The sequence below is a fragment of the Erythrobacter donghaensis genome (genome assembly GCF_001557325.1).
GTDB classification, from domain to species: Bacteria; Pseudomonadota; Alphaproteobacteria; order Sphingomonadales; family Sphingomonadaceae; genus Erythrobacter; species Erythrobacter donghaensis_B.
The window spans coordinates 22,199-35,695 of record NZ_LSJS01000099.1 but is presented as its reverse complement, the minus strand read 5'-3'; the positions used below and the strand labels follow the sequence as shown (position 1 = coordinate 35,695).

15 protein-coding genes are annotated in these 13,497 nt (G+C 66.6%); 8 read left to right on the top strand and 7 right to left on the bottom strand.

Going from position 1 to position 13,497, the window contains the following annotated elements; all coding sequences use genetic code 11:
- Positions 1–83 precede the first annotated feature (83 nt).
- The 6 genes from AX692_RS05505 to AX692_RS05480 form a co-directional block, all read right to left on the bottom strand.
- Positions 84–428 carry a hypothetical protein gene (locus AX692_RS05505; protein ID WP_073976983.1) on the bottom strand — a complete coding sequence of 115 codons (345 nt, stop codon included), beginning with the start codon at positions 426–428 and terminating at the stop codon, positions 84–86.
- Between the two features lie 38 nt (positions 429–466).
- The gene (locus tag AX692_RS05500) at positions 467–889 is read right to left on the bottom strand and encodes a JAB domain-containing protein (RefSeq protein WP_073973382.1); all 423 of its coding nucleotides are present in this window, start codon (positions 887–889) and stop codon (positions 467–469) included.
- 46 nt (positions 890–935) lie between these two features.
- Positions 936–1,442, bottom strand: coding sequence for a hypothetical protein (locus tag AX692_RS05495; protein ID WP_073973381.1), 507 nt, complete (start codon positions 1,440–1,442; stop codon positions 936–938).
- Complete coding sequence (locus AX692_RS05490) at positions 1,442–1,792, bottom strand: hypothetical protein (protein WP_073973380.1); 351 nt, start codon at positions 1,790–1,792, stop codon at positions 1,442–1,444. Before AX692_RS05490 ends, AX692_RS05495 begins: the two co-directional genes overlap by 1 nt.
- A gap of 25 nt (positions 1,793–1,817) precedes the next feature.
- A complete protein-coding gene (locus tag AX692_RS05485) occupies positions 1,818–2,420 on the bottom strand; it encodes a hypothetical protein (protein ID WP_073973379.1) in 603 nt (200 codons plus the stop codon).
- Between the two features lie 105 nt (positions 2,421–2,525).
- Positions 2,526–3,725 carry an LL-diaminopimelate aminotransferase gene (locus tag AX692_RS05480; protein ID WP_073973378.1) on the bottom strand — a complete coding sequence of 400 codons (1,200 nt, stop codon included), beginning with the start codon at positions 3,723–3,725 and terminating at the stop codon, positions 2,526–2,528.
- 164 nt (positions 3,726–3,889) lie between these two features.
- Between AX692_RS05480 and AX692_RS05475 the strand changes: the two genes are divergently transcribed.
- From AX692_RS05475 to AX692_RS05445, 7 genes are all read left to right on the top strand, one after another.
- Complete coding sequence (locus AX692_RS05475) at positions 3,890–5,794, top strand: PHA/PHB synthase family protein (RefSeq protein ID WP_073973377.1); 1,905 nt, start codon at positions 3,890–3,892, stop codon at positions 5,792–5,794.
- 150 nt (positions 5,795–5,944) lie between these two features.
- Positions 5,945–6,781 carry a phasin family protein gene (locus tag AX692_RS05470; RefSeq protein WP_073973376.1) on the top strand — a complete coding sequence of 279 codons (837 nt, stop codon included), beginning with the start codon at positions 5,945–5,947 and terminating at the stop codon, positions 6,779–6,781.
- A gap of 248 nt (positions 6,782–7,029) precedes the next feature.
- Positions 7,030–7,368, top strand: a complete 339-nt coding sequence (gene clpS, locus AX692_RS05465; protein ID WP_073976985.1) for an ATP-dependent Clp protease adapter ClpS — start codon at positions 7,030–7,032, stop codon at positions 7,366–7,368.
- A 24-nt stretch (positions 7,369–7,392) separates the two neighbouring features.
- Positions 7,393–7,899: a DUF427 domain-containing protein gene (locus AX692_RS05460; RefSeq protein WP_073975949.1), complete on the top strand. Its 507-nt coding sequence runs from the start codon at positions 7,393–7,395 to the stop codon at positions 7,897–7,899.
- Positions 7,900–8,004: 105 nt separating this feature from the next.
- A complete protein-coding gene (locus AX692_RS05455) occupies positions 8,005–9,246 on the top strand; it encodes an LptF/LptG family permease (RefSeq protein ID WP_081095155.1) in 1,242 nt (413 codons plus the stop codon).
- A 6-nt stretch (positions 9,247–9,252) separates the two neighbouring features.
- Entirely contained in the window at positions 9,253–10,362 is a 1,110-nt protein-coding gene (gene lptG / locus AX692_RS05450) for an LPS export ABC transporter permease LptG (RefSeq protein WP_073975948.1), read from the top strand.
- The gene (locus tag AX692_RS05445; RefSeq protein ID WP_230959512.1) at positions 10,359–10,886 is read left to right on the top strand and encodes a GNAT family N-acetyltransferase; all 528 of its coding nucleotides are present in this window, start codon (positions 10,359–10,361) and stop codon (positions 10,884–10,886) included. Before lptG ends, AX692_RS05445 begins: the two co-directional genes overlap by 4 nt.
- Positions 10,887–10,899: 13 nt before the next feature.
- On the opposite strand, the gene AX692_RS05440 is transcribed toward AX692_RS05445, so the two are convergent.
- Positions 10,900–11,979, bottom strand: coding sequence for a fatty acid desaturase family protein (locus tag AX692_RS05440; RefSeq protein WP_073975947.1), 1,080 nt, complete (start codon positions 11,977–11,979; stop codon positions 10,900–10,902).
- A 115-nt stretch (positions 11,980–12,094) separates the two neighbouring features.
- Between AX692_RS05440 and AX692_RS05435 the strand changes: the two genes are divergently transcribed.
- Positions 12,095–13,300: an N-acetyltransferase gene (locus AX692_RS05435; protein ID WP_230959513.1), complete on the top strand. Its 1,206-nt coding sequence runs from the start codon at positions 12,095–12,097 to the stop codon at positions 13,298–13,300.
- Positions 13,301–13,497: the final 197 nt, after the last annotated feature.

The following is a 13,497-nucleotide window of genomic DNA, read 5'->3' as shown; positions in this document are numbered from 1 at the left end:
GCGGATCCCTCGGGGTTCGTGTCTGGGCCAAGATTGACCGATCCACCCCACGGTGTCCATAGGCCCCCGTCCGGAGCCCCGCCTCACCCTGCAGCGAAGCGCGAGAGGCCGTGATCGGGGGGCACTTCGAGGAAGTAGCGGCCATCGCCATCGGTGCAGATGAGGTGACCCGCGCCGGCCGCGGCAAGCTTGCCGCGCAGGCGCGCGATGTCGGCAATGATGCCCTCCGGCCCGGGCCCCTGCGAGATGCGGAAGGCTTCGGTGCGCAGCTGCTGGTCGCACAGGCGCTCGCCCGGCTGCGCGGCGAGCCGCCACAGCAGCGCGAATTCGCGCGGGTGGAGGCCGAGCCACTGGGCATCGATCCGCCCGTCGCGGTGGAACTGATCGAGCACCATCTCGCCTGCCTCGCGGAAGCGCGGACCGGGCATGTCGTTGCAAGGGAAGTGATCCGTGGGCAGCGGCGCGTTCACAGCAGGCCTCCTGCGCGCATCGAATAGACCGCGTCGGTGGTGAAGATCAGGTGATCGATCAGCGTGATCTCCAGCGCCCGCGCGACGCTGGCGAGGCGGCGGGTGGTAGCGATGTCGCAGCCGCTCGGGCGGCAGTGGCCGGAAGGGTGGCTGTGCGGAAGGATGATGCCGGCCGCTTCGTGGCGCAGCGCCTCGCCGAGCAGCGCGCGCATCCGGATCGCGAGCGTCGTCATCGTGCCGATCCCGCAGGGTGCATCGCCGAGCCAGGCGCTGTGCGCGTCGAGGAAGATCGCATGCCCGCGCTCGTACTGGGCGGGCGGGGCGAGGACGAGGCTGCGCAGATAGGCGATCATCGCCGCCGTGCGCTGATCCTGCGAGAGCGCGCTCACGCCGCTGCGGGCAAGGGCCTGCATCAGCATCGGCACACCGTGGCGGCGGCAGAGGGCGACAGGGAACAGGCCGGCATCATGCGGCCAGCCCTCCGATGGCAGGAGGCGTGATGCGCCAGTCGCGATAGGGCCCGAAGCGGCGCTCGCGCCGGACGTGGCGAATGAAGCCGGCAAGCAGCACCAGCAGCTGGCAATAGGACGGGCCGACGATCAGGATGACCAGCGCCAGCTGCGAGACATCCGGGGCAATGGTTTTGACCAGATAGGCCCCGAGCGCGACCAGCTGGAATCCGGCGATCCACAAGGGATAATTGCGGTTGGCTTTGAGCGCGATGGCGACAAAGGCGGCGGCCGCCACCACATCGACGATCAGGCGGTACTTCAAGGTCGGATCGTCGAGCGAGCGGAGCGGGGCAAACCATCGCAGCACATAGACCGACGCCACCATCGTCAGGACGAAGGCGGCGCCCAGCCAGCGTTCGGGCGCCCCGCCCCAGCGCCACATTGCTCCTGCGAGCAAGATGGCGAGGATGTGCTGGGTGGGGGCCCGATACAAGTTCAGAAAATCGAGCAGTTCGGCCATCAGGCGGCAAGCTCTTCCGCCATGCCGAGGACCTGGGGCGGCTCGACTTCGGCCGACGGGACCTTGGTGGGCAGGCCCTCGTCGCCTCCGGCGTGAACTCGGGCGACCTTGCTGAGCTCGTCATGCACCCGCAGCAGGTTGGTCGACATCGACAGCGCCTGGCTTTCGGCCTCGGTCAGCCGCACCAGCGCGCGCTGGCCCGTCGAGACTTCGACCATCGGGTTCTGCCGGGCGGCGAGCATGGCCTGCTTGAGCCGTGCCATAGCGATGATCGCTTCGTCGGCAAGGGCTTCGGCTTCACGGATCAGCTTCTTGAGATCGCGTGCGTCAGCGACAATACGATCTTCCATCGTCGGTCTCCTGCCCCGCCGGCGCTCACCCGGCAGCGGCCTCGGTTTCCACGGAGAGATAAGCCTTGCCTTCCGTTGCCTGGCTCAGGGTCATCGCGGCCGTGATCACCAGGATCACCGATGCCAGGATGCCTGCGGCGATCCCGACGATCGCCCCCAGTCGCATCAGGACGGCATGCTCACCATCGAGCACTCCGGGGACCACCCGCGGCTCGCCCGGTTTCAGCCATGGTGCCTGTTCTGTGAGAGGCAGTGCATCGCTGAGGACCAGGCGGCCCGGATCATCCCGGCCACCGAATTCAGCCAGATCGACTGCCGCGTTAATCTGAGAATTTGTGTATGCAGGTTCGCTGAAGGGCTTCAGCAAACCTCCATCCGCAATTGTGCCGAGGTCGTTTTCCGCTGCTGCCTCGGCTGCTTCGGGACTGAGCGTGGCGCGGTAGTTCTCGACCAGCTCGCCAAGGCTGGCGGCATCGTAGAAGTCCTTCAGCGCGCAGATGTGCTGGTTTATCCGGGTCTCGGACACCCCGAGCTCGGTCGCGATCACCTTGATCGGGACGCGCCGGTCGATCCGTTCCATGACGGCGCGCTGTCTGTCGGTCAGCCGCTTTGCGGCTCCGGACGCCATTGCCAACTCCTTGCGAACTTCATCCCATGTTACGCGCAAACTAACGCAAACCGGACAGGATTTCTCCCGTTTTGGACGAGATTGTCCTGACGGTCTGCGAACGGCTTAGGCTGCGGAACTGTTAACGCCCACTGACTGGAGGTAGCGCTTGATGTTGCGCGCCGCCTGGCGCAGGCGCTGCTCGTTCTCGACCATCGCGATCCGCACGAAGCCCTCGCCATTCTCGCCATAGCCGACGCCGGGCGCGACGGCGACCTGCGCCTGGGTCAGGAGCTGCTTGGAGAATTCGAGGCTGCCCATCGACTTGAGCGCCGGCGGCAGCGGGGCCCAGGCGAACATCGAGGCGGGTGGCGGCGGAATGTCCCACCCCGCGCGCCCGAAGGCCTCGACCATCACGTCGCGGCGGCGGTGATAGAGCTCGCGATTCGCCTCGATGATGTCCTGCGGCCCGTTCAATGCCGCGCAGGCCGCGGCCTGGATCGGGGTGAAGGCGCCGTAATCGAGGTAGGACTTCACCCGCGTCAGCGCCGCGATCAGCTGCTTGTTGCCGACCGCAAAGCCCATCCGCCAGCCCGCCATCGAATAGGTCTTCGACATCGAGGTGAATTCGATCGCGACGTCCTTGGCGCCGGGCACTTCCATGATCGAGCGGGTCGGCTTGCCATCGAAATAAAGCTCGGAATAGGCCAGATCGGAGACAATCCAGACCTGATTCTCCTTCGCCCAGGCCACCAGCCGCTCGTAGAACGGCAGCTCGACCGTCTCGGCCGTGGGGTTGGAGGGATAGCTCACCACCAGCACCGAGGGACGCGGCACGGTGTAGTTCATCGCCCGGTCGAGCGATTCCCAGTAATGTTCGTCGGGCGTGGTCGGCACCGAACGGATCGTCGCGCCCGCGATGATGAAGCCGAAGGTGTGGATCGGGTAGGAGGGGTTGGGCGCAAGCACCACGTCGCCCGGCGCGATGATCGCGGTGGCGAGGCTCGACAGGCCCTCCTTCGAGCCCATCGTCACCACCACCTCGCTCTCGGGATCGAGCTCGACCCCGAAGCGGCGCGCATAATAGCCAGCCTGCGCGCGGCGCAGGCCCGGGATGCCCTTGGACTGCGAATAGCCATGTGCGTCGGGCTTGGCCGCCACCTCGCACAGCTTGTCGATCACGTGCTGGGGCGGGGGCTGGTCGGGATTGCCCATGCCGAGGTCGATGATGTCCTGCCCGGCCAGACGGGCTGCATGGCGCATGGCGTTGACCTCCGCGATCACATACGGAGGCATCCGCTTCATGCGATAGAACTGGTCATTCATGGCAGGTCATCACCTTGTCTTGTGCGGCATAGAAGAGGCGCCGCAGCGCCCCTCCTAGGCCAAAGGTTCGGATCGTGGGAAGGGCGCTTTTCGGAAAGTTGCGATGGTGCCCGATAAACGGCACTATCGCCGGTGCGCGGCGATGAAGGGACGGTTTGGCAGCGATGGCACAGGACAAGGACCCTCTGGCGGTGGCCGGCGAGAGCCTGAAGGGCTTCTTCGACATGCAGGCCGAAAGCCTGCGCGGGATGATGGCGGGCGGCGCGCCCGATTCGGCGATTCCCCCCGGCATCGAGCCGGGCGACATGGCCGAATGGGCCGCCACCGCCGCGCAGCTCCAGCAGCTTTGGCTCGATTTCGCGACCCACCAGGCCAAGGCCGCGGCGGAAAAGGCGGCCACAGGCACCAACATGCTCGATCCGGCACAATGGCTGGTGATGTCACAGGCAATGCTCGGGCAGATGCCCAAGGGGATGTTCGAGGCCTCGGCCCGGCTCGCGCAGGACCAGGTGAAGCTGTGGTCGGGGGTGATGCAGAGCTTCGCCGCAGGCGCGTCGGGGGGAAAGACCGCCGAGGCGCCGGAGGCTGCCGCGCTCCCCAAATCGGACCGCCGCTTCGCCGATCCGGCGTGGCGTGAACACCCCGCCTTCCTGCTGCTGCACCAGACCTACCTGATGCTCGCCGACTATTTCCGCAATGCGGTGAAAAGCATGGACGGGCTCGATAGACCCAAGCGCCAGCAGCTCGAATTCGCAGTGACGGCGCTTGCCGAGGCGATGAGCCCGGACAATTTCCTCGCCTTGAACCCCGTGGTGCTCAAGCGCACGATGGAGACCAAGGGCGCCAACCTGGTCCGCGGGATGCAGCATCTCGTCAATGATCTGAAGCGCGGGCAGCTGACCCACACCGATCCCAACGCCTTCCGCCTCGGCGAGAACCTCGCCGCGAGCCCCGGCAAGGTGGTGCATGAGACGCCGCTCTACCAGCTGATCCAGTATTCGCCCTCGACCGGGGAAGTGCTCGAGGTGCCGCTGGTGATCTTCCCGCCGTGGATCAACCGCTTCTACATCCTGGACCTCACCCCGAAGAAGAGCTTCATCAAGTGGGCGGTCGATCAGGGGATCACGGTGTTCGTGGTCAGCTGGAAGAGCGCCGACGAGACCATGGCAGACGTGGTGTGGGACGATTACATCCGCGCCCAGATCGAGGCGATCGAGCATGTGCGCGCGCGGCTCGATGTGCCCGCCGTCCACACCATCGGCTATTGCGTGGCGGGGACGACGCTGGCGGCAACGCTGGCAGTGCTGGCGCGGCGCGGCGCGGCGGACAAGGTCAAGAGCGCGACCTTCTTCACCGCGCAGGTCGATTTCGAGAAGAGCGGCGACCTCAAGCACTTCATCGACGAAGGCCAGCTCGAGATGATCGGGCAACTCTCACCGCAGGGCTATCTCGACGGGCGCTATCTCGCCGCGACCTTCAATGCATTGCGCGGGCGCGACCTGATCTGGAACTACGTCGTCAACAACTACCTGCTGGGCGAGGATTACCCGGCCTTCGACCTGCTCCACTGGAACGGCGACGTCACCAACCTGCCCTCCAAGTGGCACAATGCCTATCTGCGCGACCTCTACCGCGACAACAAGCTGGTGGTGCCCGATGCGCTGGAGGCCGACGGGACGCCGATCGACCTGACGAAGGTCGCCACCCCGAGCTTCGTGCAAGCCGGGCGCGAGGATCACATCGCGCCCGCCGAGAGCGTGTGGCGCATCACGAAGCACTTCACCGGGCCGGTCGAGTTCCTGCTGGCGGGCTCGGGGCATATCGCGGGCGTGGTCAATCCGCCCGCTGCAGGCAAGTACCAGTACTGGGTCGGCGACAGCCATGCACCCAGCCTCAAGGACTTCGTCGCGGGCGCGACCGAGCATCCGGGCAGCTGGTGGCCGCATTGGCTGAAATGGCTGCACAAGCAATCCGACGCCCGCGTGCCCGCCGAAGGCAAGCGGGTGCCGGGCGGTAAGGGCGACCGCGTGATCGAGGACGCGCCCGGGCGCTATGTGAAGACGCGCTGAGTCGGCACGCGCCTGCGCGCCATTTTGCACCAGCACGCATGAAGTGTCTGGAAACTATGAGTTTCCATCATTTTTGTGCACTGCACAAAAGTGCTTGACTTCGCATTCGCATTCACTATTTTGTGCAGTGCAACATGAAGCGAGGTCGCCATGTCCGAAGTTGAAAATACCGCTGGTGAAGTGAAGACCGAAGCTGCGCCCAAGGCCGCGCCGGTCGCCAAGATCGATGCCGCTGCCGAGAAGGCCTATGCCGAAGCTGCCGCCAAGGTTGCTCCGGTTGCCAAGCCGGTCGCGGCCGCTCCCGCTGCCAAGGTTGTGAAGGCCGCGCCCGCTGCCAAGACCCCCGCCGCACCCCAGGCCGCCCCGGTCGCCAAGAAGGCGGCCCCGGCGAAGAAGGCTGCTGCCAAGACCGTCAAGAAGACGGCCGCCAAAACCAAGACTGCCGCAACCAAGCTCCCGGTCAGGAAGCCCGTGCTGGCCAAGAAGGCTGAGAAGCCGGCCGCCGCGCCCAAGACCAACCCCGTCATCAAGCTCAAGGATACCATCATGGCCACTGCCAACAACGCCGACATCACCGCCACCGCCAAGAACGTCGTCGCCGACCTCCAGGCGCGCGCCAAGACCGCCTACGCCAAGAGCGCCGAGCTCACCGCCGAAGCGACCGAATTCACCAAGGCGAACGTCGAAGCCGTCGTCGAAAGCGGCAAGATCTTCTTCACCGGCGCGCAGGAACTGCTCAAGGACAATGTCGAGACCGGCAAGACCGTGATCGAGACCGTCACCGAAGACGCCAAGAAGGTCGCCGCCGTCAAGTCGCCGACCGAGCTCATGCAGCTTCAGGGCGAGATCGCCCGTCGCAACTTCGACGCGCTGGTCTCCTACGGCTCGAAGCGCACCGAAGCCTGGGTGAAGCTCTACAACGACGCCTTCGCCCCGATCTCGAACCGCGTCAGCGTCGCGGTCGAGAAGGTGAAGACCGCCGCGTAAGCACACGAATTCTCCGGCCGGGCCTCTCTCCTCTCTCTCCCAACCCGGCCCACGAGAGCGCGCCGCAAGGCGCTGGCCCGAGCAAGCACGGCTTGCTCGGGCCTTTTTTCGGCGCGCTGCGCCCCAAACAATTCCAACGCAATCGCTTGCACCTCGCCCAGCGAATCCCATAATGGAGCCGCATGCTGCATCCGCGCCTTCTCGATCACGTCGCACCGGCGAAGCTGCCCTTGTCGCAGCTGCCTCGCGTGCGCGCCGAGGACGAGGACGACGGGAAGGACGGCGGCGGACAAGGCCAGGTCGGCGTCGCCACCAAGACCCGCGCCAAGCCCAAGAAGCCCAGCCAGTACAAGGTGCTGATGCTCAACGACGATTACACCCCGATGGAATTCGTGGTGCTCGTGCTGAAGCGCTTCTTCGGGATGGATCTGGAACAGGCCACCCGCGTGATGCTCCACGTCCACCAGCGCGGTGTCGGGGTGTGCGGGATCTTCACCTACGAGGTCGCCGAGACCAAGGTGAACCAGGTGATGGACTTCGCCCGCCAGAACCAGCATCCGCTCCAGTGCACGCTGGAAAAGGCGTGAGGCTCAAGCGGGCGTGACCAGCGCGTGAGGCAGCCGCACCACCCCGTGCCCGATCCGGTGCGCCCCGGGCAGGAGAGCGTGTGGGACTACCCCCGCCCGCCCCGCGCCGAGCCGACCGCGCGCCATATCCGCATCCTCCACCGCGGTGTGGTGCTGGCCGACACCCGCGCCGCGTGGCGGACGCTTGAAACCTCGCATCCGCCGACCTACTACATCCCCCAGGCCGACATCGCGATGGAGCGCCTCGTGCCCAATGCCGGAAGTTCGCTGTGCGAATGGAAGGGGATGGCGCGCTACTGGGACGTGATCGTGGGCGATGCGCGGCTGGTGGGCGCGGGCTGGTCCTACCCGGCGCCCGCACGCGGCTTCGAGCCGATCGCGGGGCACATCGCCTTTTACGCCGCCCCCTTCGACGACATCACCATCGACGGCGAAAAGGTCTTCCCCCAGCCCGGAGGTTTCTACGGCGGCTGGGTGACCTCGCGCGAGGCGGGGCCGTTCAAGGGCATCCCGAACAGCCGCTTCTGGTAGATCACCGCCCGGGTCTGCGCTTTCATAGCAATTGGGGGCATGACGCGCCCGCGCGAAGCAGCTAGGGCAATCCTGCCCTCGCGCAAACGACGGACCCCAAGCGCCTTGTTCAACCTCATCCCCGCCATCGATCGCTACATCCTGCGGCTCACGATCGTGCCGATGCTGGGCGTCTTCGCGCTCGCGGCCTCGCTGCTGATGCTCGACAAGATGCTGCGGCTGTTCGATTTCGTCGCGGTCGAAGGCGGCCCGGTGGGTGTGGTGTTCAAGATGCTCGGCGCGCTGATCCCCGAATATGCCAGCCTCGCGATCCCGCTCGGGCTGCTGCTCGGCGTGCTGCTGGCCTTCAGGAAGCTCTCGACCTCTTCCGAGCTCGACACCATGCGGGGCGTGGGCATGTCCTATTTCCGGCTGCTGCGCATGCCCTATGCGATCACGCTGGTGCTGGTCGCGGTCAACATCGCGCTGGTGTTCTACATCCAGCCGCTCTCCCGCTACTATTACGAACAGCTCGAATACGAGCTGCGCTCGGGCGCGCTCGGGGCCTCGATCAAGGTCGGCGAATTCACCACGCTGGCCGACCGCATGGCGCTCAGGATCGAGGCGAGCGAGGACGAGGGGCGGCGGCTGGTCGGAATCTTCGCCCGCGTCGCGAACGAAAAGGGCCAGGTGCTCTCGATCTCGGCGCGCGAGGGGGCGTTCCTCGCCACGCGCGACAATCCCGACACGATCATCCTGCGCCTGACCGAAGGCACGATCATCCAGGATACCGGGATGCGCGGCCAGACCCCGCGCGTGCTGAGCTTCAGCCGCCACGACCTGCCGATCGATCTGCCCGCGATCGAGAAGTTCCGCGCGCGCGGCGACGAGACGCGCGAATACATCCTCCCCGAACTCCTCCAGATGGGCTGGAGCCGCGACAGCGCACCAGGGCAGCGCGATGCGAGCGTCGCCAGCTTCAACTTCCGCCTGGTCGAGATCCTGATGATGCTGCTGATGCCGCTGCTCGCGGTGGCGCTGGCGATCCCGCCCAAGCGCTCGACCAGCGCCTTGGGCGTGTTCGTCTCGATCATCATGGTGGTCGCCTATCACAAGGTGAACCAGTACGGCGAGGACGTGGCTGCGCTCGGGAGGCTCGATCCGATGCTCGCCTTCTGGGTGCCCTTCGCGCTGTTCGCGGGGCTGATTTTGTGGATGTTCTACCGCGTCGCCTATGTCCCGGGCGGGCAGGCGATCGGGGCGTTGGAGATGGCCTTCGCCAAGCTGTCGAAGCGCATCGCCAAGCTGTTCACCCGCCGCCGCCCACGCGCCTACCGCCCCGCTCCGGAAGCGGCACCGGCCGAGTAATCCGCGATGCAGCTCGATTTCTTCCCTTCGCGCACGCTGACGCTCTACCTTGCCCGGCTGTTCGTGGTGCGGATCATCGCGGTGCTGTTCATGCTGGTGCTGGTGCTGCTGGCGCTCGACCTCTTGTCGAAGACCGGCGACATCCTCGCCGCCCCCGGCAACGGGCAGGCCGAGGTGCTGCGCTATGCCAGCCTGCGCCTGCCGCAGCTGGTGGCGAACTTCCTGCCCTATTCGGTGCTGCTCGCCTCGCTGCTGACCTTCTGGCCGCTGAACGCGAACAGCGAGGTGATCGCGATGCGCGCGGCGGGGCTTTCCGCCCATCAGGTGCTCGCGCCGATGCTGCTCACCGCGGTGCTGGTCGCGGCGGTGAGCTTCGGCTTCAACGAGCGCATCCTCACCCGCGCCAATGCGACGCTCAAGGCCTGGGAGGCGGCCGACTACGGCCCGATCCCTGAGACCGACGCCGCCGCCGGAGCCCCGCGCGCCAACATCTACCTCACCGATGGCGAGAACATCCTCTCGGCCGCCACGCTGAGCGGTGCCGGACAGAACATCGTGCTGACCGGCGTCACCTGGTATGCGCGTGGCCCCGGCGGGATCATCCGCGAGCAGGTCCGCGCCCCGCGCGCAGTCTATGCCGGGCCGGGCTGGCGGCTCGAGAACCCGGTGAGGTTCGATGTGGCGGGCGCCATCACCGAACGCCCGGCCGCGCTGGTGGTGGGGCAGAATCTTTCGCCTGAGCGGATCATGCTGCAATCGGTCGATCCCGACGCGCAGAGCTTCTGGGAGCTGAAGGAATCGATCGACGCCTACGAGACCGCGGGCCGCAACACCGACGAGATGCGCGCCAAGTGGTGGCACCGCCTGTCGGGGCCGCTCTCGGCGCTGCTGATGCCACTTCTGGGCTCGATCGCCGCATTCGGCCTCGCGCGTTCGGGCCAGTTGTTCGTGCGCGCGATCATCGGCATGGCGCTGGGGTTCGCCTATTTCGTGGTCGACAACGCCGCCCTCGCGATGGGCAGCTTCGGCGGCTACCCGCCGCTGCTCGCCGCATGGGCGCCCTTCGTGCTGTTCCTGCTGGTCGGCGAGACGGTGCTGATCCGGACCGAAGAGTGAGGCCGGGGGGCGACTGGTCGCTCCGCCTCGCGCGGGTGGAGGATGCCGCTGCCATGCCCGCGATCGAGCGCGCTGCGGCAGAGCTGTTCACCCATGGCGCGGGCCTCGAAGGCTTCGACCCGGACGACACCTGGGAGGTTCCCGACCTGCAGCGCCTGATCCGCAAGGGGCACAGTCTTGTCGCCCATGTGGGCGAGGCCATGGCAGGTTTCCTGCTCGCCCAGCCTTTCAGCCGCGAACTGCACATCTGGGAGATGGACGTCCTGCCGGCCTTCGGACGGCGCGGGATCGGGTCTGGGTTGATCCGGGCCGCGCAGATCGACGCGCGCAACACCGGGTTCAAGGCACTGACCCTCACCACCTTCCGCGACCTCGCCTGGAACGCCCCGTTCTACGCCCGCCTCGGCTTCGAGGAGGTTACTGCCCTGGACGCCCACCCGCGCCTTGCGGGCGAGCTCGCCAACGAGGTCGACGACGGCCTCCCCGCCGACCGCCGCTGCGCGATGATCTGTTTTCTGGATTGAGAGGGGGGCGGACTTACGCCCGCCTGACCATCGTGCTCCTGGCGATCCGGCCCACCAGCGTCAGCATGCCCGGATGGTTCGCGCCCTCATAGGTCGAACCCGTGCCGAGCTCGCGGACAAGCCGCCGGTGCGCTTCGGGGAGGTCATGATAGGGCATCGAAGGCATCAGGTGGTGGAGCGCATGATAGCGCAGCCCCACCGGCGCCCAGATCTCGGCGGCGATCCCCGGGGGCGGGACGTTGACCGAATCGAGGAACTGCGCGGTCACCGTCATCGCCTCGCCCTCGTTCTCCCACAGGTGGGCGACAAGGGTGCGGAGCTGGTTCAAGACCGCAGCGAGCGAGAGGATCGCGAGCGCGGTCGCCAGCGGCTGCCAGCCGAACACGAACACCGACGCGATCAGCGCCATCGCCCACAGGCTCGCGCCCGCTTCCTGCCAGCGCACCCGGCCGGCGAGCTCGCCCTCGGGCGCGCGGCGGCGGAACTCGGGGTTGATCGAGAGCGACGAGAACCGCTCCCACACGAAGGTCCGCAAGGGCGGGACAGCCAAGCCGAGCGGGTAGAGCACCCCGAAGCGCAGGATCAACGCCACCGGCAGCAGCATCGCGACGAGCACGAACAGCGGCAGGCTCCACGGCTTCATCAGCGCGAGCGGGAGGTATTCGGGGTCCTCCACCGTGCCGTATTGGGTGCGCTTGTGGTGGATCACGTGCACGCCTTCATACATGAAGGAGGGCGTGAGCATCGGGATGCCGACGAGCAGGTTCCAGGCGGTGCGGAAGCCCGGTAGGGCGTCGCGGTGGATATGGGTGAGCTCGTGGATGAACATCAGCGCGCGGTAGAGCGCCAGCGCCGCGACCAGCCCGGCGGCAAGCTTGACCGCCACGCTCCCGGCGGCGATCGCCACCGCGATCCCGGCATAGCCGACGCCCGCCGAGACCAGCATGTCGGTCCAGTAGATGGCAGGCTTCGCCTCGCCCAGCCCCTTGGTCAGGTCGCGCGCGGCGCGCAGCATCGCCTTGTCGTCCTCGGCCATGAACTGGACGCGGGTGGCCTTCTGGGGCGCGGCGGGAAGGGGCTGGTGCATGGTCATTCGGGCTAGATCCTAGGGCGCGCCCTACCCCAAATCGGGAGGCAAGCCAAACGCGGGTTGTTGGTCAATGTGATCGATAGCCTTGCGCGAATGGCGCGGGCGCGACACAGACACCTTGATCAACCGCAAATACGAGGGAAGCGGCGTGACGGATGTATCGGCGAACGTGCCCCAGATAGTGATCGAGCCGGTCAGCGACAAGCGCGGCCGGGCCGCCTTCGTCGACCTGGGCCGCGCCTTCTCCGAACGCCTGCCGCATTTCGTGCCCCAGATCCGCTCCGAACAGATCGAGCTGGTCGACCCGGACAAGAACCCCTTCTTCAGCCACGCGCGGGTGCAGCTGTTCATCGCGAAACAGGACGGCAGGCCGGTCGGGCGCATCTCGGCGCATATCGACGAACTGGCGCTCGCCGTGCCCGCGCAGCAGGGCTTCGGCCCCGGAACCGGCTTCTTCGGCTATTTCGACGCCGAGAACGAGGCCGTCGCCCGCGCGCTGCTGACCGCGGCGGAAGGCTGGCTGGCGGGCGAGGGGATGACGCGGGTGCTCGGCCCCGTCTCGCTCTCGGTCTGGGAGGAGCCGGGCCTGCTGGTCAAGGGCCAGGATCACGCGCCGATGGTGATGATGGGCCACCACCCCGCGCATTACGCCGCCTGGATCGAGGCCGCGGGATATGCCCGCGCCAAGACGCTCTACACCTATGATCTCGACATCTCGAAGCCCTTCCCGCCGCTGGTGCAGCGGATCGTGCAATCGGGGGAGAAGAACGCCCGGATCAACGTGCGCCGGGTGCGCAAGCAGGACTGGGATTCCGAGGTCGCGATCATCCTCGGCATTCTCAACGATGCGTGGTCGGACAATTGGGGCTTCGTACCCTTCACCCCGGCCGAGGTCGCCTATGCCGGCAAGAAGCTGCGCCCGCTGATCTTCGAGGAGCTGAACATGATCGCCGAGGTCGACGGACGGCCGGTGGCCTTCATGCTGACCTGGCCCGACATGAACGCTCCGCTGGCGAAGATCAGGGGCAAGCTCTTCCCCTTTGGCTGGATCACGATGCTGCGCTGGCTGCGCTTCCCCAAGGGCGCGGGGATGCGGGTGCCGCTGATGGGGGTGCTGAAGGAGCTGCACAACAGCCGGCTCGCCAGCCAGCTCGCCTTCATGATGATCGAGGCAATCCGGCATGAATCGAACACCAAATTCGGCTCGGTGCGCGGCGAGATCGGCTGGATCCTCGAGGACAACCAGGGGATGGTGGCGATCGCCGACACGATCCAGTCGAAGATCAACCGAGAGTATGTGATCTACGAGCGGAGTCTTGGTTGAGCGGTCGCGCTGGCGCGCGCCGCAGGCCTCCCGCCCACCGAAGATGGCCGAAACGAAAAAAGGCCTCCGTTGCGTAAACAACGGAGGCCTTTCGGGATCGTATCACCAGCCGCTTGGACGGGAGGGGGGTCTCGGCGGTGACAAGACGATAATGATCGTCCTTGCGGGCGGTTCCCGGCGCCCGTGAAATTTTTTTG

Excerpts from the sequence above, each read along its gene's own strand:
- AX692_RS05480 (WP_073973378.1), bottom strand. The coding sequence starts at position 3,725 with ATGAATGACCAGTTCTATCGCATGAAGCGGATGCCTCCGTATGTGATC.
- AX692_RS05475 (WP_073973377.1), top strand. The coding sequence starts at position 3,890 with ATGGCACAGGACAAGGACCCTCTGGCGGTGGCCGGCGAGAGCCTGAAG.
- AX692_RS05505 (WP_073976983.1), bottom strand. The coding sequence starts at position 428 with ATGCCCGGTCCGCGCTTCCGCGAGGCAGGCGAGATGGTGCTCGATCAG.
- AX692_RS05490 (WP_073973380.1), bottom strand. The coding sequence starts at position 1,792 with ATGGAAGATCGTATTGTCGCTGACGCACGCGATCTCAAGAAGCTGATC.
- AX692_RS05440 (WP_073975947.1), bottom strand. The coding sequence starts at position 11,979 with ATGACCATGCACCAGCCCCTTCCCGCCGCGCCCCAGAAGGCCACCCGC.
- AX692_RS05485 (WP_073973379.1), bottom strand. The coding sequence starts at position 2,420 with ATGGCGTCCGGAGCCGCAAAGCGGCTGACCGACAGACAGCGCGCCGTC.
- AX692_RS05470 (WP_073973376.1), top strand. The coding sequence starts at position 5,945 with ATGTCCGAAGTTGAAAATACCGCTGGTGAAGTGAAGACCGAAGCTGCG.
- AX692_RS05500 (WP_073973382.1), bottom strand. The coding sequence starts at position 889 with ATGCTGATGCAGGCCCTTGCCCGCAGCGGCGTGAGCGCGCTCTCGCAG.
- lptG (WP_073975948.1), top strand. The coding sequence starts at position 9,253 with ATGCAGCTCGATTTCTTCCCTTCGCGCACGCTGACGCTCTACCTTGCC.
- AX692_RS05495 (WP_073973381.1), bottom strand. The coding sequence starts at position 1,442 with ATGGCCGAACTGCTCGATTTTCTGAACTTGTATCGGGCCCCCACCCAG.